This is a genomic window from Salinarimonas sp., assembly GCF_046292825.1.
GTDB lineage: Bacteria > Pseudomonadota > Alphaproteobacteria > Rhizobiales > Beijerinckiaceae > Salinarimonas.
Genome location: NZ_JBKBQG010000021.1, coordinates 60317 through 81657 on the forward strand (window position 1 = coordinate 60317; position 21341 = coordinate 81657).

Genomic DNA, 21341 nt, shown 5'->3' on the forward strand with positions numbered 1-21341 from the left:
GGTCGGCCCCCTCGCTTACGCTCCCGGCAGCCGAGAGCTGCCGGCGAGCGCGACGAGCGCCTCCATCCAGGGGGCGCGGAACGCGTCGGCCTCGAGGAAGAGGCAATGGTGCGCCTCCTCGAAACGCATCAGGTGCGCGCGCGGCATCTTGCCCACGACGACGTCGTGCAGGCGCGCATCCGTGAAGATCTCGCGCCGCGGCGAGCCGATCAGCACCGGGATGCCGATCCCGCCGAGCCGCAGATCGTCGAGGACGAGAGCTTGCGACGCGACGAAGCTCGCGCCGAACCCCCAGGTCGGCCCGCCGACGCGCAGGATCGGGTTCGCCTGCGTCCACAGCGACAGGAGCGCGCCGCGCTCGGGGTCGCTCGTGAGGTGGGGGAGGAGTTTCTCGCGCCGCTCCCGCCCGCCTTCCCAGGGGCCGGCACCGAGCGCGTAGCGCTCCGAGAAGCCGAGCGCGTCCATGATCCGCACCACGATGCGGGTGACGTGCGGCGGCACCGGGCTGTCGACGCCCACCTCGAGCGCCGGAGCCGAGAGGGCGAGCGCATCGAACTGGCCCGGCACGTCCTGCACGTAGCGCAGAGCGAGATGGCCGCCGAGCGAGTGGCCGACGAGGGTGACCGGCCGCGGCGCGTCCGCCGGTAGCGTGTCGATCACGCGGGCGAGCGCCTCGAGATAGCGCGCGAAGCCGCCGCGCGAATGGGCCTTCTCGCGATCGGCGAGCGGGCGTCCCGAGGCGCCCTGCCCCGGCCAGTCGAAGGCGTGGACGCGAAAGCCCGCGGCGAGGAGATCGCGGATCGTCTCGAAATAGAGCTCGACGAATTCCGTGAAGCCCGTCGCGAGGACGATCGTGCCGCGTGCGCCGCCCGCCGGCACCGCGAATCCGTGGCGGATCGGCGTACCGTCGGCGAGCGCGAGCACGTCGAAGGAGAAGCCTTCCGGACACCGGAAGCGCTCCTGCAGGTCTGCGGGCTCCACGACGAACATGCCGCCTTCAGACCCCCACCATCGTCGCCAGGAAGGAGGCGAGGTCGTTCGTGATGTAGTCCACGTGCGGCTCCGCCACCGCCTCCTGCTCGAAACGCTCGCGGCCCGGATCGAGGCTCTTGGGGATCACGAGCGTCGTGGTCATGCCGATGTCGTGGGGCACGACGAGGTTCTTGGCGATGTCCTCGAACATCGCCGCCTCCTGCGGCACGACCGTGTGGCGACGCAGGAAGGCCTCGTAGGCGCCGCGATCGGGTTTTGGCGTGAAATTCGCGTCCGCGAGATCGAACACGTCCTCGAAATGGTCGAGGATGCCGATCTTGCCGGCGATGGCCTCGGCGTGCCGGCGCGAGCCGTTCGTCAGGATGAGCCGGCGCCCCGGCAGACGCGCGATCGCCGTGCCGAGCGCCTCGTTCAGCTCGATGCCGGCATGGTCGATGTCGTGCACGAAGTCCATGAAGTCGTAGGGGTCGATGCCGTGCTCGCTCATCAAGGCGCGCAGCGTCGTGCCGTAGCGATGATAGTAGTATTTCTGCAGCGCCCGCGCCGAGAGGAGATCGATCCCCATCAGGTTCGAGACGTAGAGCGTGATCCGATCGTCGATCTGCGGCCACACGCCGGATTCGTGCGAGTAGAGCGTGTTGTCGAGATCGAAGATCCAGGTGCGCACATGGCCGAACCCGCGCGCGTCCGGCGCCACGAAATGGGCGGGCGCTGCGGGAATGCGGGAGAGCGGCGGGAAGGGAGCTGTCATGCGATCCGACGAAAACGGGGCCCGACGGCCCCTTGGATGAACGGGGAGGAAGTATAACGCGCGAGCGCGCAGGTGGGTACCCTCGTCGTTGCGGGAGGGCGTCGGCTCGGCGGCGCTCGGGCCCCACCCGGCCCCTGTCGCTACGCTCCAGGGTCCACCCTCCCCTACGGCGAGGGATGCGATCGGTCGCGAACTCCCTCCCCGTAGGGGAGGGTGGCCTCCGAGGCGAAGCCGACGGAGGTCGGGTGGGGTCCGAGCCTCGCCCGCATCCTTAACCCTCCCTAAACCCTATCGCGCGAATCTTACCCCGATCGCCAGGCGCCTCGTCGCCCGGCTCGCGGAGTGTGGGATGCGTCTGCGGCCTCGTCGTCGTCGGTTCGGAAGGATGCGCTGGCTGTGCGCCACCGTCGCCCCCTGGGCGCTCGGCGCGGGGCTCGTCGTGTCCTTCACGGCGACGGCGGGCGTCAATCTCGACGTCGGCCAGTCGATCGAGACCCCCTCGCCGCTCGCGCGCGCCCTCGACGAGTCGGGCCTCGTCGCGCCGCTGCCGCGCGATCGTCTCGGCCGGCTCGCCGAGCGCATCGACGCCGCCGGCCTCGGCTTCTCGGAGCCCGTCCACGCAAGCCCCTTCGCCGCGCTCGATCCCGGCCTCGCGCCGCGCGACGAGCGCAAGAGCGGCTCGGACGCGCGCGCGCCTCTGCCGAGCCGCGCCGGACGGGGCGATGCGGCGGGCCGCGTTCCGATCTCGCTGTCCCGGCTCGGCCACGGGCTCGGCGAGAGCGGGCTCGCACCCTCGCTGCTCGCGCCGAGCGAGACCTGGCTGCCGCCCGCGCCGATCCTGCACGGGGAGGCGCTGCCGCTCGAGGTCGGCGTCGCCGGCACCTTCGAGCCGACCTTCGATTTCGACGCGGCCGCCCAGATCGCGACGACCGAGCGCACGCCCGAGGCGATCGCCCAGGGCTCGTCGGGCATCGGCATCGCCCACGGCGCGCCCGGCGAGGAGGGCGGAACGCCCCTCGTCGGCCGCGCCGCCTCGCTCGCCACCGCGACGCCGCCCTCGGCCTGGTCGCCCGTCGTCGTCGCCGCCGCGCCCGTGACGATGCGCATCGCCGCTGCGGTCGCGCTCGGGATCGGGCCGAACTACCTCTCGCTGATCGATCGCGGGCGCATGGCGCGCGAGCGCCGCTGCCTCGCGGAGGCGGTCTATTTCGAATCGCGCAGCGAGCCGGAGGCGGGCCAGGCGGCGGTCGCGCAGGTTGTGCTCAACCGGGTCAAGAGCCGGCTCTACCCGAACACGATCTGCGGCGTCGTCTACCAGAACCGCCACCGCCATCTCGCCTGCCAATTCACCTTCGCCTGCGAGGGCCGGGCCTTGCGCATCAACGAGCCCGCCGCCTGGCGCCGCGCGCAGCGCATCGCCGATTCCGTGCTCGAAGGCGAGACCTTCCTCGCGAGCGTCGGCTTGGCGACCCATTACCACGCCGATTACGTGAACCCCCGCTGGGCGAGCCGCCTCATCCACAAGGACACGATCGGCCGCCACATCTTCTACCAGCTGCATCCCGGGCAGCGGTGAGGTCGGCATCCCTCCCCGGAGGGGAGGGTGGACGCGGGAGCGCAAGCGACCGCGGCCGGGTGGGGCCCGGGTGGTGATTATGCTGTATGCGTCGGGCCCCACCCGACCTCTCTCGCTGACGCTCGCCAGGCCCCCCTCCCCGTAGGGGAGGGTGGACGTGGGAGCGGAGCGACCGCGGCCGGGTGGGGCCCGGGTGGTGATTATCCTGCATGCGTCGGGCCCCACCCGACCCCGTCGCTGCGCGCAGGGGCCACCCTCCCCTACGGGGAGGGAATCCCATCCACATCCCTCTCGCGCCCTCCTCTCGACAAGGTCCCCGCGGGTGCGGATAAGGGAGGGACGGAAGCGAGGGGGCGATGGCGGTACTGAGCGAAGTCGGCTTCGTGCATCTGCACGTGCATTCCTCCTATTCGCTGCTCGAGGGCGCGCTGCCGATCGCGAAGATCGCCAAGCTCGCGGCGGCGGACAGGCAGCCGGCGCTCGCGCTGACCGACACGAACAACCTCTTCGGCGCGCTCGAATTCTCCGAGAAGCTCGCGGGCTCCGGCATCCAGCCGATCGCGGGCGTGCAGCTCGTCACCGCCTTCGAGGCGCCCGATCCGAACGCGCGGCCCGGCGCGGCTGGCCATCTCGGCAATCTCGTGCTGCTGGCCAAGAGCGAGGAGGGCTATCGCAACCTCATGCGGCTCGTCAGCCGCGCCTATTTCGACGGGCCGCTCGGCGCCGATCCGATGGTCGCGCTCGCCGCGATCGCCGAGCACGCGGAGGGCGTGATCGCGCTCACCGGCGGGCCGTCGGGTCCGCTCGATACGGCCTTGCGCACCGGCCGCGCGGAGCTCGCCGAAAAGCGGCTCGCGCGGCTCGAAGCGATCTTCGGCGACCGGCTCTATCTCGAGCTCCAGCGCCACGGCCGCGCCGACGAGCGCGCGATCGAGGCCGCCCTCGTCGCCATGGCGGATGCGCGCGGCGTGCCCTTGGTGGCGGCGAACGAGCCCTTCTTCGCGGCCGCCGCCGATCACGAGGCGCACGACGCGCTCCTCGCGGTCGCCGAGGGCCAGATCGTCGCCAACGAGAACCGGCGCCAGGTCACGCCCGAGCACCGCTTCAAGACGCGCGCGGAGATGCAGGCGCTCTTCGCCGACATGCCGGACGCGCTGGCGTCGAGCGTCGAGATCGCGATGCGCTGCGCCTATCGCGTCGAGACGCGCAAGCCCATCCTGCCGCGCTTCACGGCGGACGACGACGGCGAGGCGGCGGAGGCGCGCGAGCTCGCCCGGCAGGCGCGCGAGGGCCTGGCCCGGCGGCTCGCCGCGCACGGGCCGGCGGAGGGGTTGACGGAGAAGGATTACGAGGACCGGCTCGATTACGAGCTCTCGATCATCGAGCGGATGAAGTTCCCCGGCTACTTCCTCATCGTCGCCGACTTCATCAAATGGGCCAAGGACCACGACATTCCCGTCGGGCCGGGCCGCGGCTCGGGCGCGGGCTCGCTCGTCGCCTATTCGCTCACCGTCACCGACATCGACCCGTTGCGCTTCGGGCTTCTCTTCGAGCGCTTCCTCAATCCCGAGCGCGTCTCGATGCCGGATTTCGACATCGATTTCTGCGTCGACGGGCGCGAGGACGTGATCGCCTACGTGCAGCGCCGCTACGGCGAGGCGAACGTCGCGCAGATCATCACCTTCGGCACGCTGCTCGCCCGCGGCGTGCTGCGCGACGTCGGCCGCGCGCTCGCGATGCCGTTCGGACAGGTGGACAAGCTCTGCAAGCTCGTGCCGCAGAACCCCGCCAACCCGGTCACCCTCGAACAGGCGGTGAAGGACGAGCCGCGGCTGCAAGCGGCGGCCGACGAGGAGCCGGTCGTGCGCCGGCTCCTGGCCATCGCCCAGAAGCTCGAGGGCCTTCACCGACACGCCTCGACCCACGCCGCCGGCGTCGTGATCGGCGACCGCCCGCTCCAGGAGCTCGTCCCGCTCTACCGAGACCCGAAGACGGGCATGCGGGTCACGCAATACAACATGAAGTGGGTCGAGCAGGCGGGCCTCGTCAAGTTCGACTTCCTCGGCCTGAAGACGCTGACGGTCCTGCGCGGCGCGGTCGATCTCCTCGCGCAGAGGGGCGTGAGCGTCGACCTCTCGGCCCTGCCGCTCGGCGACGAGAAGACCTACACGATGCTCGGGCGCGGCGAGACGGTCGGCGTGTTCCAGGTGGAATCGGCGGGCATGCGCAAGGCGCTCGTCGAGATGCAGGCCGACCGCATCGAGGACCTGATCGCGCTCGTCGCGCTCTACCGTCCGGGCCCGATGGCGAACATCCCCGTCTATTGCGAGCGCAAGCTGGGCCGCGGCGAGGCCGAGGAGAAATGGTACCCGCACCCCAAGCTCGCCCCCATCCTGCGCGAGACCTACGGGATCATCGTGTACCAGGAGCAGGTGATGGAGGTGGCGAAGGTGCTCGCGGGCTATTCGCTCGGCGACGCCGACCTCCTGCGCCGCGCCATGGGCAAGAAGATCAAGGCGGAGATGGACAAGCAGCGCGCCCGCTTCTGCGACGGCGCGACCGAGCGCGGGCTCGACAAGGCGAAGGCCGACGAGATCTTCGATCTTCTCGCCAAATTCGCCGATTACGGCTTCAACAAATCGCACGCGGCGGCCTACGCGGTCGTCTCCTATCAGACGGCCTATCTGAAGGCGAATTACCCCGTCGAGTTCCTGGCCGCGTCGATGAACCAGGACATCGACAACACCGACAAGCTCTCCGAATTCCGCCGCGAGGCGCAGCGTCTCGGCATCCGCGTCGAGCCGCCCTCGATCAACCGCTCGGCGGTGCGCTTCTCGGTGCACGAGGGCGCGATCCGCTACGCGCTCGCCGCCGTCAAGGGCGTGGGGCGCCAGGCGATGGAGGCGATCGTCCAGGCGCGCGGGGAGACCCCCTTCCGGGACCTCGCCGATTTCGCCCGTCGGCTGCCGCCGAAGGCCGTCAACAAGCGCATCCTGGAGAACCTCGTCTGCGCCGGCGCCTTCGACGAATTGGAGCCCGATCGCGCCCGCGCCTTCGCCGCGATCGAGGCGATGCTCTCCTTCGCCGCGCAGGCGGCTCAAGCCGAGGAGACCGGCATCGTCGACATGTTCGGCGGGCTCGCGGCGGCCGAGGTCTCCTTGCGGATCCCCGCCTACGAGCCCTGGACGGCGGCGGACCGGCTGCAGCGCGAATACGACGCCGTCGGCTTCTTCCTCTCGGGCCACCCGCTCGACGAATACGACGAACTCCTGGGCAAGCTGCGCGTCCAGCGCTTCTCCGACTTCGCCCGCTCGGTGCGCGCGGGCGCGAGCGTCGGACGCCTCGCCGCGACCGTGCTCGACCGTCAGGAGCGGCGCACCAAATCCGGCTCGAAGATGGGCATCCTGCAGCTCTCCGATCAGAGCGGGCATTTCGAGGCGATCGTCTTCTCGGAAGGGCTGCAGCGCTTCCGCGACATCCTGGAGCCGGGCTCGGTCGTCGTCCTCATCGTGCAGGCGGGGGTCGAGGGCGAGGACGTGCGGGTGCGCATCAACGCGGTCGAGCCGCTCGACGCCGCGATCGCCAAGCACCAGAAGGGCATGCGCATCTTCCTGCGCGACGACCGCTCGATCGCCTCCGTCCAGGAGCGCCTGCGCCAGCGCGGCGAAGGCGAGGTCTCGCTCGTCCTCATCCTCGACGGCGGCGCCCAGGAGGTCGAGGTCAAGCTCCCCGGCCGCTACCTCGCCACCCCCCAGATCGCGGGCGCGCTGCGCGCGGTGCCGGGGGTGGAGCACGTGGAGATGAGTTGATCCCTCACAGCTTGTACGCCGTCCGGAACCCGCCCCAATGGCGGCCGGCGACGCGGATGGGGGCGTCGACCTCGCGCATCATCACGAGCTTGCCGCCGCCCATGTCGCGCTTGTAGGCCTGAACGAGGAAGGGGCGCGTCGAGCGGGCGGCGGCGATGCCGGCGCGGTCGTCGAAGATGCGCCGGTCGCGGCAATTGGCGGCGTTCCAGACCGGATCGCCGGGGCGCTGGGGCTGCGAATAGACGCGGTTGTGCACCGGGATGTAGCCGTTGCGATCGATCGCGAGGCAGAACACCATGCGCGGGTCGCTCTGGAGGAGCGGCTCGAGGATGCCGGGCAGGATCTCCGACAAAACCGGGCGCGCGCGCGTCTCGAATTGCTGCGGGTCGGAGCCGGGGATCGGCCGGTAATCGACGTCGAACAGAGCCTCGCGGGTGAGCCGGCCGCGGGCGATCGCCTCCTCCATGGCGGCGGACACCCGCGCGGCCGCGTCCTGGGCGCGGTCGATCAGGGGGCGATACTCGGTCGCGACGCTCTCGACGAAGCGCGCGACGCGCGCCCGGGTCGGCTCGTCGAGGCCGTCGAAGGCGCAGTGCAGGCCCATCGGGCTCGACGCGGAGACGCGCGCGGGCACGGTGCCGAGACCCTCGACGTCGAGGACGATGCGGGCGCCGGGCTGCGGGGCGCGCTCGGCCGGGGCGACGATCAGCGCGCCGCCCTCCGACACGTCGACGCTCGCCGTCACCGCCTCGCAGCCCGCGCCCGAGATGCGCACGCGGCGCTCGACGGGGAAGCGGTCGAAGCGGCGGCGGTCGCCGATCTCGCTCTGGCGGATGACGGCGGTGAAGCGGCTGCCGAGCCCCCTGGCGAGGGCGTCGGCGTGGGATGCGCTCTTCTGCGCCTCGTCGGTGCGCCGCGACGCGTCGGCGGCGGCGGCCTCGATGCCGCGGGCGCGCTCGCCGACGGCGCCGACGAAGCCCGTCGCCCGCGCCGCACGCGCGGCGACCTCGGCGATGGCTTGGTTCTGGTCCTCGACGGCGCCGCGCACCGTGTCGAAGACGGGCGCGAGCTCGCCGATCGCGCCGGAGACCCGCTCGACGGCGCCGATCGAGGATTGGGCGCTCTCGCGCAAGGCGGAGATGCGCGCGCGGATGTCCGCGGCGGCGTTGCCGGTCTCGATCGAGAGGCTCTTCACCTCGGCGGCGACGACCGCGAAGCCGCGCCCGGCGGCGCCCGCGCGGGCGGCCTCGATGGTCGCGTTGAGCGCGAGGAGATTGGTCTGGCGCGCGACCGCGGAGATGGTGTCGACGATCGAGACGATCTCCTCGGTCGCCTGGGCGAGCGCCGCGATCAGCGCGTTCGCTTCTTCCGCGTGGCCGACGGCGCCGTCGATGCGCCCGCTGGCGTCGGCCATGGCGCGGTCGATCGCGGCGACCGTCGTCGAGAGGCCCTTCGCCGCGTCGGCGAGGGCGCCCGTCTCGGTGAGCGCGACGTCGCCGGCTTCCGCGAATTCATGCATCTGCGCGCCGATGCGGCCGAGATCGCCCTTGGCGGCGGCGATCTCGCTCGAGGCGCCCGCGACCGCGCTGCCGACGGCGCCGATCGCGCGCAGGACGTCGGCCTCGACCACGTCGACGATCTCGCCGTCGAGCCCGGCGGCCGCGGGCGCGTTCGCGTCCCCCGGCTCCGGCCGGTCGGCGGGGGCGGGGCTTTCGGGAGCGCCCATGCGGGCACCGATCGCGGCGTTCAATCGTCCGAGCAAGAGCCGTTCCCCCGAATCTTCGTTTGGGTTTGCTCCCCGACATTGCCGTGCGAAAATGAACAATCAGTTTGCGAATTTATCAATTTTCCGCACCGTCGGAGCGGGCGGGGCTTCGGCGGCGGCGCCCTTCGTCCGGCGCATGTCTTCTGTGCGCGGCCGCACCTCGACGCACGCCCCCTCCCGCCCTAGGCTTGCCTCGACAGGAAACGCCCGACCGGACGAGAGCGCGTGCTCACCCCCTCCACACCGGCCGAGAATGCCCGCGGCATTCTCGCCATGCTCACTGCCGTGGCCCTCTTCGTGGCCAACGACGCCCTCATCAAGCTCGCCTCCGCCGTCTTCCCCGTCGGGCAGATGATGGCGGTGCGCGGGCTGATGGCGGCCATGCTCGCCCTCGCCATCGTCCACGCGATGGGGGAGCGCAAGCGCCTGCGGCTCCTCGCTCAGCCGCTCGTCGGCCTGCGCGGGCTGCTCGAGGCGGTGATCGCCTTCCTCTTCATCACCGCGCTCGCCGTGATCCCGCTCGCCGACGCGACCGCGATCCTCCAGGCGACGCCGCTGATCCTCACCGCGATCCTCGTCGCCTTCGGGCTCGAGCGCGTCGGCTGGCGGCGCTTCCTCGCGATCCTGACCGGCTTCGTCGGCGTGGTGCTGATCCTGCGTCCGGGCGGCGCGGGCATCGAGCCCGCCTTCCTCCTCGCGCTCGCCTCGGCCGTGCTCGTCGCGGTGCGCGACCTCGTGACGCGCATGATCCGCGCGGAAGTCCCCTCGATCGTGATCGCCTTCGGCACGACGATCTCGGTCGGGCTCGCGGGCGTCCTGATCGGGCTCCTCGGCGGCGAGGACTGGCAGGGGCTCGGGCGCCTCGAGAGCCTCTACCTCGTCGCCGCGGCGGTGCTCGTGGTGAGCGCCAACATCGCGCTCGTGATGGCCTTTCGCCGCGCCGACATCTCCGTCGTCTCGCCCTTCCGCTACGCCTCCGTCCTGCTCGCGCTCGCGATCGGCGTCGTGGTCTTCGGCGACGTGCCCGACGCGATCGCGATCCTCGGCTTCGTCCTCGTCGTCGGCGCGGGCCTCTACAGCGTCCATCGCGAGCGGGTCCGTCGGCGCGCGATCGCGGCGGCGCACGCGCCCGCCGCCGGCACCGGAGCCGCCCCGTGAGCGCGCTGGCGAGACGCCCGCCGCTCGCGATCCTCGTCGCGATCTCGGCGCTGCAGCCTTTCGCGCTCAACGTGCTCGCGCCCGCGACGCCCTCGCTCGCCCGCGCGCTCGCGGTCGATTACGCGACGGTGCAGCTGACCTTGACCTTCTACCTGCTCGCGGTCGCGGTGACGCAGATCTTCGTCGGGCCGATCTCGGATCGGATCGGGCGGCGGCCCTGCATCCTGGCGGGCGCGGCGCTCTTTCTCGCGGGCTCGGTCGTCGGCGCGCTCGCCGAGACGATCGAGGTCCTGCTCGTCGCCCGCGCGATCCAGGCGATGGGCGGAGGCACCTGCTTCGCGCTCGCCCGCGCGATCGTCCGCGACACGGCGGACAAGGACGAATCCGCGAGCCTCATCGGCTACATCACGATGGCGATGGTGGTCTCGCCGATGGTCGCGCCGCTCGTCGGCGGCTTCCTCGAGGCGGCCTACGGCTGGCGGGCGATCTTCGCGGCGACCGCGATCCTCGCGACCGGCGTCGGGCTCGCGGCGGTGCTCCTCCTGCGCGAGACGGCGCCGCGCAACGGCACGGCGAGCCTCGTCGGCATGCTGCGCGGCTTCCCGGCCCTCCTCTCGGACCGGCTGTTCGTCGCCTACGTGATCGCCTTGTCCTCGACCTCGGCGGCGTTCTTCGGCTTCATCGCGGGCGCGCCTTACGTCGTCGTGGAGGTGATGGGGCGCTCGGCGGACGTGTACGGGGCCTATTTCGTGCTCTCGGCCGGCGGCTACATGGCGGGCAACTTCCTCACGGGGCGCTTCGGTCGGCGCGTGGGGAGCGAGCGGCTCGTCCTCTTCGGCACGGCCGCCTCGGCGCTCTCGGTGGTCCTCGCCCTCGGCTTCGCGCTCGCGGGTCCGTGGACGCCCGCGACCCTGTTCCTGCCCCTGATGCTGAACGCGGTCGCCAACGGGCTGACCATCCCCGGCGCGACCGCGGCCTCCTTGTCGGTGCGGCCCGAACTCGCGGGAACGGCGGCGGGTCTCGCGGGGGCCGCCCAGCTCGGCTTCGGCGCGCTGATCGCCTTCGCGGTCGGCAGCGCGGTGAGCGTGTGGCCGCCCGCGCTCGTCGTGATCATGCTCGGCTGCGCGTCGGGCGGCTTTCTCGCCTGCCTCGCCGCCCGCCGCATCGAGCAGCGGCGGACGCAGGCGCGGGCGGCCGCCTGAGGCCGATATCCTCAGCCCTTCTTCAGACCCGGCTTCTCGCGCGCGTTGATCATCGGCTTCAGCTGCGGGGAATCGGCCGGGTCGAGATCGGGCGGGAATTGCTCTGCGCCCGCGGGGCCCGCGCGCGGCTCCGTGCGGGCGCGCTCGGCGGCGGCGGTCTGTGCGCCCGGCGATTTCGCCTTCTGCGGGTCGACCTGCTTGACCATGTCCTTGTTCGTCATCGCGGATCCTCCTGCGATCTGCCGGCGCCGAGAACGCGAACGGCCCCCGCGGCGGCTTTGCCGGGGGGCCGTCTGCGGTGCCGAGGGCGCCTGCGCCTCAGCGGTAGAAGCAGACCTCGCGGCCGTAGCGCGGATCGAAGCCGCAGCGGACCGTGCTGCGGTCCCGCGCCACCGCGCCGCCGACCGCGGCGCCGGTGCCCGCGCCGATCGCGGCGCCGACGAGGGTGCCCTCGGTGGTGCCGGTGGTGAGGTTGCCGACCGCGGCTCCCGTCGTCCCGCCGACGATAGCGCCGGTCGTGGCTTCGGGGCCGAAGCCGACGCAGGCGCCGAGCGAGCCGGCGAGAAGCACGACGGCGAACGCTTTCGCGATCGGCGTGCGGCGGATGAGGGCGGGAACTCTCGTCGAATACATGCCGGTCGTCTCCTGGAAATCGCGACGCGCACAACACGCGACTGGCGGGTATAGCGCGGCAAACGCGGGAATTCGCCCGATGTTCCGTGCGCGAGATCGCTCGACCTGCGTCGCGCGCGCGTTCTGCACTGCGATCGAGCTCGGTTTCGTGCGCGAGCACGCACGGATCGCCTGCGAAGAACCGCAAAGAACGAACGCGCACGAGCATAGCCGGCATCGGTCGGCGCCGCCGGGGCGGAACTCGCATCTAGCCTATCGGTTGAACACCCGTCTGAACGAGGCCCGAGGAGGGAACCATGGCCACAAGCAGGACTCCGTCGAAGCGCGGTTTCGCTTCGATGAGCCCGGAAAAGCAGCGGGAGATCGCCAGCAAGGGCGGTCAGAGCGTTCCGGCATCGAAACGCTCGTTCTCGCAAAACCGCGAGCTCGCGTCCGCGGCGGGACGCAAGGGAGGTCAATCCTCCACGGTCAACCGCTCGCAGCCGGCCTGAGCGCCGACGCGGACACGTTCGACGGCGACGCACGCTCCGAGCCCCAGGGCTCCGGAGCGTGCCCGCATGCGTGCGATCGGGATGCGTGCGATCGCGCGCGCGCGATCACTCCGCCGCTTCGTGCTGGGGACGCTCGCGCCCCTGCCGCTCGCGCTTGATCAGCTCTGACGTCAGGAAGGCGATCTCGAGCGCCTGGTCCGCGTTGAGACGCGGGTCGCAATAGGTGTGATAGCGGTCCGAGAGGTCGGCATCGGTGAGCGCGCGGGCGCCGCCGGTGCACTCGGTCACGTTCTTGCCGGTCATCTCGAGATGCACGCCGCCCGCATGGGTCCCCTCCGCCCGATGGACGGCGAAGAAGTTGCGCACCTCGGCCATGACCTGCTCGAACGGCCGCGTCTTGTAGCCGGACGGCGACTTGATCGTGTTGCCGTGCATCGGATCGCAGGACCACACGACGGTCCGGCCCTCGCGCTTGACCGCGCGGATCAGCCCCGGCAGATGGTCGATCACCTTGTCCGCGCCGAAGCGGCAGATCAGGGTGAGGCGGCCGGGCTCGTCGTGCGGGTTCAGGATGTCGATGAGCCGGATCAGCTCGTCGGGCGCGAGCGAAGGGCCGCATTTGAGCCCGATCGGGTTCTTGATGCCGCGGGCATATTCGACATGCGCATGGTCCGGCTGGCGGGTGCGGTCGCCGATCCAGATCATGTGGCCGGAGGTGGCGTAAGGGTCGCCGCTCGTCGAGTCGATGCGGGTGAGCGCCTCCTCGTAGCCGAGCAGCAGCGCCTCGTGGCTCGTGAAGAAATCGGTCGTGCGCATCTCCTGATGCGATTCCGGGCTCACGCCGATCGCGCGCATGAAGTCGAGCGCGTCGGTGATGCGCTCGGCGAGCTCGGCGTAGCGCGCGCTCTGCGGGCTGTCCTTGACGAAGCCGAGCATCCAGCGATGCGCGTTCTCGAGATTGGCGTAGCCGCCGGTGGCGAAGGCGCGGATCAGGTTGAGCGTCGCCGCCGACTGGCGATAGGCCATCAGCTGGCGATGCGGATCGGGCCGGCGCGCCTGCGGCGTGAAGGCGATGTCGTTGACGATGTCGCCGCGATAGCTCGGCAGCTCGACGCCGTCGACGACCTCGTTGGGAGCCGAGCGGGGCTTGGCGAACTGGCCGGCGATGCGCCCGACCTTCACCACCGGGCAGGAGCCCGCGAAGGTGAGCACCACCGCCATCTGGAGGAAGACGCGGAAGAAATCGCGGATCGTGTCGGCGGAATGCTCCGCGAAGCTCTCCGCGCAATCGCCGCCCTGCAGGAGGAAAGCCTCCCCGGCCGCGACCGCCGCGAGATGCTTCTTGAGCTTGCGCGCCTCGCCCGCGAAGACGAGGGGCGGAAAGCCCGAGAGCTGCCGCTCCACCTCGGCGAGATGCTCGGCATCCTCGTAGGCGGGCACCTGCTGGATGGGCTTGTTCCTCCAGCTCGACGGGCTCCAGCGCTCGCTCATCGTCCTCAGGCTCCGAATGCGTCCTCGTGTCCACCCCGCGCAGCGCGACCGACGGGCTCCGCCCGCGGGGAGGCGCCTGTATAGCCCCTCGCCGCCGCGGATGCGAGCGCGAAAGTTCCTTGCGCGTCCGAGCGCCGCGGCGACCGAAAAAACCGGCCGCGGCGCAGAGAAAACCTGCGGCCCTCGGAGTTCGAAAAACCTTTCCCCTGCCGTCATTCCGGGGCGCGAAGCGAGCCCGGAACCCAGAACCCCGACTTTCGTTCGAGCGCGCATGCGCGCTCGTTGCGCAATTCAGACCCGCCGATCCGTCGAAGGACGCAGCCTATAGGCTGCTCCTCCGACGTCGAGGATCTGGATTCCGGGCTCGCTTCGCGCCCCGGAATGACGGCGTGGAGGTTCTAGAAGAAAGATTTCAGAACTTTCAGGGGCCGTCGATGCGGGCGATGAAATCCTCCACGACGGGCAGGATCTGCGCGACCATGCGCTCGACGCCCGCCTCGTTGGGATGGATGCCGTCGCGCAGCATCAGGCCCGGCTGTTGGATCACGCCGTCGAGGAAGAAGGGGTAGAGGAGGAGATCGTGGTCGCGCGCGATGTCGGGGAAGATCCGGTCGAAGCGCGCCCGATAGGCCTCGCCCATGTTCGGCGCCGCGACCATGCCGACCATCATGACGGAGACCGAGCGGCGCTCGAGCCGCTCGACGATCTCGCGCAGCGTGCGCTCGGTCGCCTCCGGGTCGAGCCCGCGCAGCATGTCGTTGGCGCCGAGCGCGAGGATCACCCCGTCCGCCTCCTCCGGCACCGACCAGTCGAGCCGCGCGAGCCCGCCCGCGGCGGTGTCGCCGGAGACGCCGGCATTGATCACCCGCACGTCGTGGCCGCGCTCGCGCAGAGCCCGCTCGAGCACCGCCGGAAAGGCGGCGCGCGCCGGCAGATCGTAACCGGCGGTCAGGCTGTCGCCGAGCGCGACGAGGGTGAGCGTCTCGTGGTCCATCGCCCGCGCCGGCGTCGGGCCGAGCGAGAGGGCGGCGGCGAGCGCCACCGCGAGGGCGGCGAAGATCGGCGAGACATGTGACCCGGTGTGGCGCATCGCGACGTAAACCCCATATACACGGCGCGGCAGCGCCGAGCCTGCTTCGCTCCCCCTGTAGGGTACAGATCGGACCGATTTCATGACCGACAAGACCATCGTCCTCGAGAACGTCGATCTGAGCCTCGGGCGCGGAGCGGCGCGGGTGCACATCCTCAAGGGCGTGAGCCTGTCGGTCGGGCGGGGCGAGGCGATCGGCCTCGTGGGGCCCTCGGGCTCCGGCAAGTCGACGCTCCTCATGACGATGGCGGGCCTCGAGCGGCCGGATTCCGGGCGGGTGATCGTCGAGGGGACCGAGCTCACCGGGCTCGACGAGGACGCGCTCGCGCGCTTCCGGGGCCGGCGCATCGGCATCGTCTTCCAGAGCTTCCACCTCGTGCCGACCATGACCGCGCTCGAGAACGTCGCGCTGCCCCTCGAGCTCGCGGGGGCGGGCGACGCCTTCGAGCGCGCCGCCGCCGAATTGCGCGCGGTGGGGCTCGGCGCACGCCTGTCGCATTATCCCGCCCAGCTCTCGGGCGGCGAGCAGCAGCGCGTCGCCATCGCCCGCGCTCTCGCCCCCGACCCCGCGATCCTCGTCGCCGACGAGCCGACCGGCAATCTCGACGAGACGACCGGCGGCTCGATCGTCGATCTCCTGTTCGCGATGAAGCGCGAGCGCGGGGCGACGCTCGTTCTCGTCACCCACGATCTCGCGCTCGCCCGCGCCTGCGACCGCACGGTGCGGCTGCGCTCCGGGCGGATCGAGGCGGACGCCGCCTCGGACGCGGCCTGAGCGGGAGCGCGAGAGACCATGCACGGCACCCTCCCCTCTCCCGCCTCCGAGCCCTCCCCCGAACCCTCGCGCGAGGCGCCGCTGCCGCGCCGCTCGCGCCTGCCGCTCGTGCCGCGGCTCGCCCTGCGCGAATTGCGCTCGGGTCTGCGCGGCTTCGGCATCTTCCTCGCCTGCATCGCGCTCGGCGTCGCCGCGATCGCGGGGGTCTCCTCCGTATCGCGGGCGCTGTCCGAGGGCATTGCGCGCGAGGGTCGCACGCTGATCGGCGGCGATCTCGCCTATACCCTGATCCACCGCGAGGCGAGCCCGCAGGAGTTCGCCGCGCTCGAGGCGCAGGGCACCGTCGCCGCGATCTCGACCATGCGCGGCATGGCGCATGCGGGCGAGCAGGGCTCGGCGCTCGTCGAGATCAAGGCGGTCGACAGCCTCTATCCGACCGCGGGCCGGCTCGTGCTCGAACCCGACATGCCGCTCGCAGAGGTGCTCGCGCCGCGCGAGGGCGTGCACGGGGCGGCGGTCGACCCGGTCCTCCTGTCGCGGCTCGACCTCGCGCTCGGCGACGTCGTGACCGTCGGCTCGCAGCGTTTCGAGATGCGCGCCGCGATCCGCTCGGAGCCGGACAAGATCGCGGTCGGCATCGGCTTCGGGCCGCGCCTGATGATCGCGCGGGAGGCGCTCGCGCAGACGGGCCTCCTCCAACCCGGCAGCCTCGTGCGCCACACCTACCGCGTGAGCCTCCCCGGCCCGGCCGACGACGACGAGGCGCTCGCCCGCGCCCAGGCGGCGATCGCGGCTTCCGTGCCGGAGGCGGGCTGGGAGACGCGCTCGCGTCTCGCGGCCAATCCCGAGCTCGAGCGCAACATCGCGCGCTTCGCCCAATTCCTCACCCTCGTCGGGCTGACCGCGCTCGCGGTGGGCGGCGTGGGCGTCGCCAACGCCGTGCGCGGCTTCGTCGACCGCAAGCGGGATTCGATCGCGACCCTCAAGAGCCTCGGCGCGCCGGGCGGGCAGGTGGTGGCGATCTATCTCACCCAGGTGATGGCGATCGCGGCGATCGCCGTCGCGATCGGGCTCGCGATCGGCGCGGCGCTGCCCTTCGCCCTCGCGGCCGCCCTCTCCGACCTCCTGCCGATCCCCATCGCGCCGACGCTCGCGCCGGCCGAGCTCGGGCTCTCGGCGCTCTACGGCATCCTCACCGCGCTGGCCTTCTCCCTCGCCCCGCTCGGGCGCGCCCACGACATCCAGGTCTCGGGGCTGTTCCGCGACCAGATCGAGCCGGACCGGCGCTTTCCGCGTAAGCGCTACGTCGCGGGCGTCGCGCTCGCGGTGGCCGCGCTCCTCGCGCTCGCGGTCTTCGCCGCGTTCGACCGACGCATCGCGCTCGTCTTCATCGGCGCCGCGCTCGCCGCCTTCGTGCTCCTGCGCGTCGTCGCGATCGGGCTGATGGCGCTCGCGCGGCGGCTGCCGCGTCCGCGCGCGGCGGCACCCCGGCTCGCTTTGTCGAACATCCACCGGCCGGGCGCGCTCACCCCCGCCCTCGTCCTCTCGCTCGGGCTCGGCATCACGCTCCTCGTCGTCATCGCGGTGATCGACGGCAACATGCGCCGCCAGCTCACCGAGACGCTGCCGGGGGAGGCGCCGAGCTTCTTCTTCGTCGACATCCCCGCCGCCGAGGTCGAGGCGTTCACCGGCTTCCTCCGGGAGGCGGCGCCGGACGGCGAGATCGAGCGCGTGCCGATGATGCGCGGGCGTCTCGTCTCCCTGCGCGGCGTGCCGGTGGGCGAGATCGAGGCCGCGCCGAACGCCGCCTGGGTGCTCGACGGCGATCGCGGCATCACCTATTCGGCCGAGATCCCAGAGGGCTCGCGCATCGTCGAAGGCGAGTGGTGGGAGGAGGGCACGAGCGAGCGGCTCGTCTCCTTCGATCAGGAGATCGCCCAGGGGCTCGGGCTGGCGGTGGGCGACGAGGTGGTCGTCAACGTGCTCGGCCGCGACGTCTCGGCGCGCATCGTCAATCTGCGCCGCGTCGAGTGGCGCTCGCTCGGCATCAATTTCGTGATGGTGTTCTCGCCCGCCACCTTCGCAGGCGCACCGCACACCCATCTCGCGACGCTGGCGCTGCCCGGCGCGGCCGACCCCGCGCGCGAGGGCGCGCTGCTGCGCCAGCTCGCCCAGGCCTATCCGAACGTCACGAGCGTGCGCGTGAAGGACGCGCTCGAGGCGGTCAACACCGTCGTCGAGCAGCTCCTCCTTGCGATCCGCGGCGCCTCCTCGATCGCGCTCGCGGCGAGCGTGCTCGTGCTCGCCGGCGCGCTCGCGGCCGGCCATCGGGCGCGGCTCTACGATGCGGTCGTGCTCAAGACCCTCGGCGCCACCCGCCGCAAGCTGGTGCTCGCCTACACGCTCGAATACGGCGCGCTCGGCCTCGCCGCCGCCCTGTTCGGGCTGATCGCGGGGACGCTCGCGGGCGCGGTGATCGTGAGCCGGGTCATGAATCTCGGCTTCGCCATGGTCTGGAGCGGGCCGCTGGCGGCCGCCAGCCTCGCGGTGGTGGTGACGGTGGGGCTCGGCCTCGTCGGCACCTGGCGCATCCTCGGCCAGAAGCCGGCGCCCTACCTGCGCAGCCTGTGATCCTCGCCCCTGCCGGATCCGTGCCACGCGCGAGGGTGACGTATGGGAATTTTCCCTGCCGCGCCTCGCGAATTCCGCGCGGGCGCTTCGCGTCGCGTTAACAAAGGACAGGATGCGTTCCGTATAGGAAGGGACGGCATCGCGGATCGCGGACGGCCGCAGATCCGGCGCGGACGTGAGACCGGATGCAGTCGGGGGGTAATCGTGTTCGACTTCTTCAAGCAGCCTCATGACCCGAACGCCGCGATGCTCGCAGCGCTCGACCGCGCCCAGGCGATCATGACGTTCGATCTCGACGGGACGGTGCTCTCGGCGAACGACAACGCGCTTCGCGTGCTCGGATACGATCTCCAGGAGGTCGTCGGGCGCCCTCACGCGATCTTCGTCGACGGTCGGGGGAAGGCGAGCGGGACCGATGCGGCGTTCTGGGCCGCCTTGCGGGGCGGAGAGCGTCGCGCGGGCGTCTTCCGCCGCGTCGCGAAGGACGGTCGCGACGTGTTCCTCGAGGCCTCCTACGACCTCATGCGCGACGCCTCCGGCAAGCCCTTCCGCGTCGTCGCCTTCGCCACGGACGTGACCGCGCGCAGGCACGAGGAGCTCGACGCGAAGGGTCAGGTCGTGGCGATCGGCCGCACCAACGCGGTGATCGCCTTCACGCCCGACGGCGTCGTCCTGGACGCCAACGAGAATTTCCTGGCGGCGGTCGGCTATCGCCTGGACGAGATCCGCGGCCGCCATCACGCGCTGTTCGTCGATCCCGCCGAGCGGGAGAGCGCCGCCTACCGCGCCTTCTGGAGCGGGCTCGCCCGGGGCGAGCCCCTCGCCGCCCGGTTCAAGCGCATTGCCAAGGGCGGGCGCGAGATCTGGATCCAGGCGAGCTACAACCCGATCTTCGACGACGAGGGCCGGATCTGCAAGGTCGTGAAATACGCCGTCGACGTCACCGAGCAGATGGACGCCCTCGCCGACCTGCGGCGGCGCATCGTCGAGATCGAGGCCGCGATCTCGCGCTCGGATGCGCAGGCGGCCGATGCCACGCGGGGGACCGGGGAGACGTCGGGCCACGTGCGGGCCACGGCCGCCACGTCGGAGGAACTCGCCGCATCGGTCGGCGAGATCGCGTCGATGATGTCCAAGGCGCGCACGGTCAACGAATCCGCCTTCTCCCGCGCGAACGCCGCGGGCGATTCGACGGCGCGCCTCGCGACCGCGGTCTCGCAGATGAGCGGCATCGTGTCGCTGATCGGCGACATCGCCGGACAGATCAACCTCCTCGCCCTCAACGCGGCGATCGAGGCGGCGCGGGCCGGCGAGGCCGGGCGGGGCTTCGCCGTCGTCGCCCAGGAGGTGAAGAACCTCGCGGGACAGGCGGCGCGGGCGACGCAGCAGATCGGCGCCGAGATCGACGCCGTCCAGGCGATCTCGGGCGACGTCGTCGGCGCGCTCGACGGAATTCGCGATTGCGTCACCGAGATGCGCGAGCACGTGGCGGCGACGGCCGCCTCCCTTGAACAGCAGGAGGGGGCGACCCGCGAGATGTCCCGGACGCTCCAGTCGACGTCGAGCGCGATCGCCTCGATCGCCGAGGCGGTCGCGGCCATGTCGCACGAGGTCTCGCGCGTGGCCGAGGAAACCCGCGAAGCGGGCCGGGCGGCAGAACGTCTCGCGCGCTGAGACCCGCCGCGACGCCGCTCGCCGGTCGAGCCCCCGTCGACTCGCGAGCGGAAAGTCTTATCCATGTTTAAACAACACGCGAGGCGCGGGTAATCTGAGCTTCTGTTCTGCTGCCGGCGCGCTTCACGAGACCGTGTCGCGACTAGACTTCGAATGCGACGCCGCGTCCGCCGAATCCCCTTGCGCTGCGCCGCTTATGTTCCCATATTGCAGCCAACGCCGCACGATCGGCGCGGGGAGCGTGCCCCCAGCCCGCCACGCGCTTCGCTAGACGTTCTCGAGAGGACTGGGATGCAAGTGAACGATCAGAACCGCTTCGCCTACGGCACCGGCGTGGCGCGTCCGCAAGCCGAGATCGACCAGGGCCTGCGGACGTTCATGCTCGGCGTCTACAATTACATGGTGCTCGGCCTCGGCGTCACCGGCGTCGTCGCCATGGGCACCTTCATGGCCGCGAGCGCCAGCGAGACGCTGTTCGCGACCCTCTATCTGAGCCCGCTGCGCTGGGTGATCATGCTCGCGCCGCTCGCCTTCATCTTCCTCTTCTCGTTCCGCATCGAGAAGATGAGCGTCTCCGCCGCCCAGGGCATGTTCATGGCCTTCGCGGCGCTGATGGGCCTGTCCCTGTCGACGATCTTCTTCGTCTTCACGGGCGAGTCGATCGTGCAGGTGTTCTTCATCACGGCGGCCGCCTTCGGCGGTCTGAGCCTGTGGGGCTACACCACGAAGAAGAGCCTCTCCGCTTGGGGTTCGTTCCTGATCATGGGCGTGATCGGCCTGCTGATCGCCATGGTCGCGAACATCTTCATCCAGTCGAGCGCCATCGGCTTCGCCGTGTCGATCCTCGGCGTGCTGATCTTCGCGGGCCTCACCGCGTGGGACACGCAGCGCCTCAAGGAGATGTACCTGTTCAACAATTTCGACACCGCGACCGCGAGCAAGGTGTCGATCATGGGTGCGCTGTCGCTGTACCTGAACTTCATCAACATGTTCCAGTTCCTCCTCGCTCTCCTCGGCAATCGCGAGTGAGCGAGAAGGCGGCGGACCGAGACCCCCGCCGTCTGGAACGTCGAGCCCCGGCCGCGAGGCCGGGGCTTTTTCGTACGCGTCGCGGCCGCTCCCCTTCCCTCCCCGTAGGGGAGGGTGGCCTCCGAGGCGAAGCCGAAGGAGGTCGGGTGGGGCCCGACGCTCGCAGGATGAAGCCGCCGCTCTCCTTCCCCTCAGGGGAAGGTGGCCCGGCGGCGAAGCCGACGGGGCGGATGGGGTCATTCGCGCCGCAGGCGCGAAGGGGCGTCGTCCTAG

16 protein-coding genes are annotated in these 21341 nt (G+C 71.2%); 9 read left to right on the plus strand and 7 right to left on the minus strand.

What is annotated here, in order from left to right; translation table 11 throughout:
- Positions 1-15 precede the first annotated feature (15 nt).
- Positions 16-990, minus strand: a complete 975-nt coding sequence (locus ACK4UM_RS11940) for an alpha/beta hydrolase (RefSeq protein WP_409799059.1) — start codon at positions 988-990, stop codon at positions 16-18.
- A gap of 7 nt (positions 991-997) precedes the next feature.
- Positions 998-1744, minus strand: a complete 747-nt coding sequence (locus ACK4UM_RS11945; RefSeq protein ID WP_409799061.1) for a pyrimidine 5'-nucleotidase — start codon at positions 1742-1744, stop codon at positions 998-1000.
- Between the two features lie 385 nt (positions 1745-2129).
- On the opposite strand from ACK4UM_RS11945, the gene ACK4UM_RS11950 reads away from it, so the two are divergent.
- On the plus strand, positions 2130-3320 hold the full coding sequence (locus tag ACK4UM_RS11950; protein ID WP_409799063.1) for a cell wall hydrolase: 1191 nt from the start codon (positions 2130-2132) through the stop codon (positions 3318-3320).
- Between the two features lie 356 nt (positions 3321-3676).
- The gene (dnaE, locus tag ACK4UM_RS11955; RefSeq protein WP_409799065.1) at positions 3677-7129 is read left to right on the plus strand and encodes a DNA polymerase III subunit alpha; all 3453 of its coding nucleotides are present in this window, start codon (positions 3677-3679) and stop codon (positions 7127-7129) included.
- Positions 7130-7133: 4 nt separating this feature from the next.
- Here the strand turns inward: dnaE and ACK4UM_RS11960 are convergent, their stop codons facing one another.
- Positions 7134-8855 (minus strand): methyl-accepting chemotaxis protein, encoded by a 1722-nt coding sequence (locus ACK4UM_RS11960; protein WP_409799067.1) that lies wholly within the window; start codon positions 8853-8855, stop codon positions 7134-7136.
- Positions 8856-9119: 264 nt separating this feature from the next.
- Here ACK4UM_RS11960 and ACK4UM_RS11965 point away from each other — a divergent pair, with 264 nt between their 5' ends.
- The gene (locus ACK4UM_RS11965; RefSeq protein ID WP_409799069.1) at positions 9120-10052 is read left to right on the plus strand and encodes a DMT family transporter; all 933 of its coding nucleotides are present in this window, start codon (positions 9120-9122) and stop codon (positions 10050-10052) included.
- Positions 10049-11254: a multidrug effflux MFS transporter gene (locus ACK4UM_RS11970; protein WP_409799071.1), complete on the plus strand. Its 1206-nt coding sequence runs from the start codon at positions 10049-10051 to the stop codon at positions 11252-11254. Before ACK4UM_RS11965 ends, ACK4UM_RS11970 begins: the two co-directional genes overlap by 4 nt.
- 11 nt (positions 11255-11265) lie before the next feature.
- On the opposite strand, the gene ACK4UM_RS11975 is transcribed toward ACK4UM_RS11970, so the two are convergent.
- Both ACK4UM_RS11975 and ACK4UM_RS11980 read right to left on the minus strand, forming a co-directional pair.
- Positions 11266-11475: a hypothetical protein gene (locus ACK4UM_RS11975; RefSeq protein WP_409799073.1), complete on the minus strand. Its 210-nt coding sequence runs from the start codon at positions 11473-11475 to the stop codon at positions 11266-11268.
- Positions 11476-11572: 97 nt separating this feature from the next.
- Positions 11573-11887, minus strand: coding sequence for a glycine zipper domain-containing protein (locus tag ACK4UM_RS11980; protein WP_409799075.1), 315 nt, complete (start codon positions 11885-11887; stop codon positions 11573-11575).
- 296 nt (positions 11888-12183) lie between these two features.
- On the opposite strand from ACK4UM_RS11980, the gene ACK4UM_RS11985 reads away from it, so the two are divergent.
- Positions 12184-12378, plus strand: a complete 195-nt coding sequence (locus ACK4UM_RS11985; protein ID WP_409799077.1) for a general stress protein — start codon at positions 12184-12186, stop codon at positions 12376-12378.
- 105 nt (positions 12379-12483) lie between these two features.
- Here ACK4UM_RS11985 and ACK4UM_RS11990 read toward each other — a convergent pair whose 3' ends face one another.
- Both ACK4UM_RS11990 and ACK4UM_RS11995 read right to left on the minus strand, forming a co-directional pair.
- The gene (locus ACK4UM_RS11990; protein WP_409799079.1) at positions 12484-13869 is read right to left on the minus strand and encodes a class II 3-deoxy-7-phosphoheptulonate synthase; all 1386 of its coding nucleotides are present in this window, start codon (positions 13867-13869) and stop codon (positions 12484-12486) included.
- Between the two features lie 421 nt (positions 13870-14290).
- Complete coding sequence (locus tag ACK4UM_RS11995; protein WP_409799081.1) at positions 14291-14959, minus strand: arylesterase; 669 nt, start codon at positions 14957-14959, stop codon at positions 14291-14293.
- Between the two features lie 82 nt (positions 14960-15041).
- On the opposite strand from ACK4UM_RS11995, the gene ACK4UM_RS12000 reads away from it, so the two are divergent.
- The 4 genes from ACK4UM_RS12000 to ACK4UM_RS12015 all read left to right on the plus strand — a co-directional run bounded on the left by ACK4UM_RS12000 (position 15042) and on the right by ACK4UM_RS12015 (position 21068).
- Positions 15042-15734, plus strand: a complete 693-nt coding sequence (locus ACK4UM_RS12000) for an ABC transporter ATP-binding protein (protein ID WP_409799083.1) — start codon at positions 15042-15044, stop codon at positions 15732-15734.
- An 18-nt stretch (positions 15735-15752) separates the two neighbouring features.
- On the plus strand, positions 15753-18365 hold the full coding sequence (locus tag ACK4UM_RS12005; RefSeq protein ID WP_409799085.1) for an ABC transporter permease: 2613 nt from the start codon (positions 15753-15755) through the stop codon (positions 18363-18365).
- A gap of 204 nt (positions 18366-18569) precedes the next feature.
- Positions 18570-20039 carry a methyl-accepting chemotaxis protein gene (locus tag ACK4UM_RS12010; protein WP_409799087.1) on the plus strand — a complete coding sequence of 490 codons (1470 nt, stop codon included), beginning with the start codon at positions 18570-18572 and terminating at the stop codon, positions 20037-20039.
- Positions 20040-20330: 291 nt separating this feature from the next.
- On the plus strand, positions 20331-21068 hold the full coding sequence (locus ACK4UM_RS12015) for a Bax inhibitor-1 family protein (RefSeq protein WP_409799089.1): 738 nt from the start codon (positions 20331-20333) through the stop codon (positions 21066-21068).
- Positions 21069-21341 lie beyond the last annotated feature (273 nt).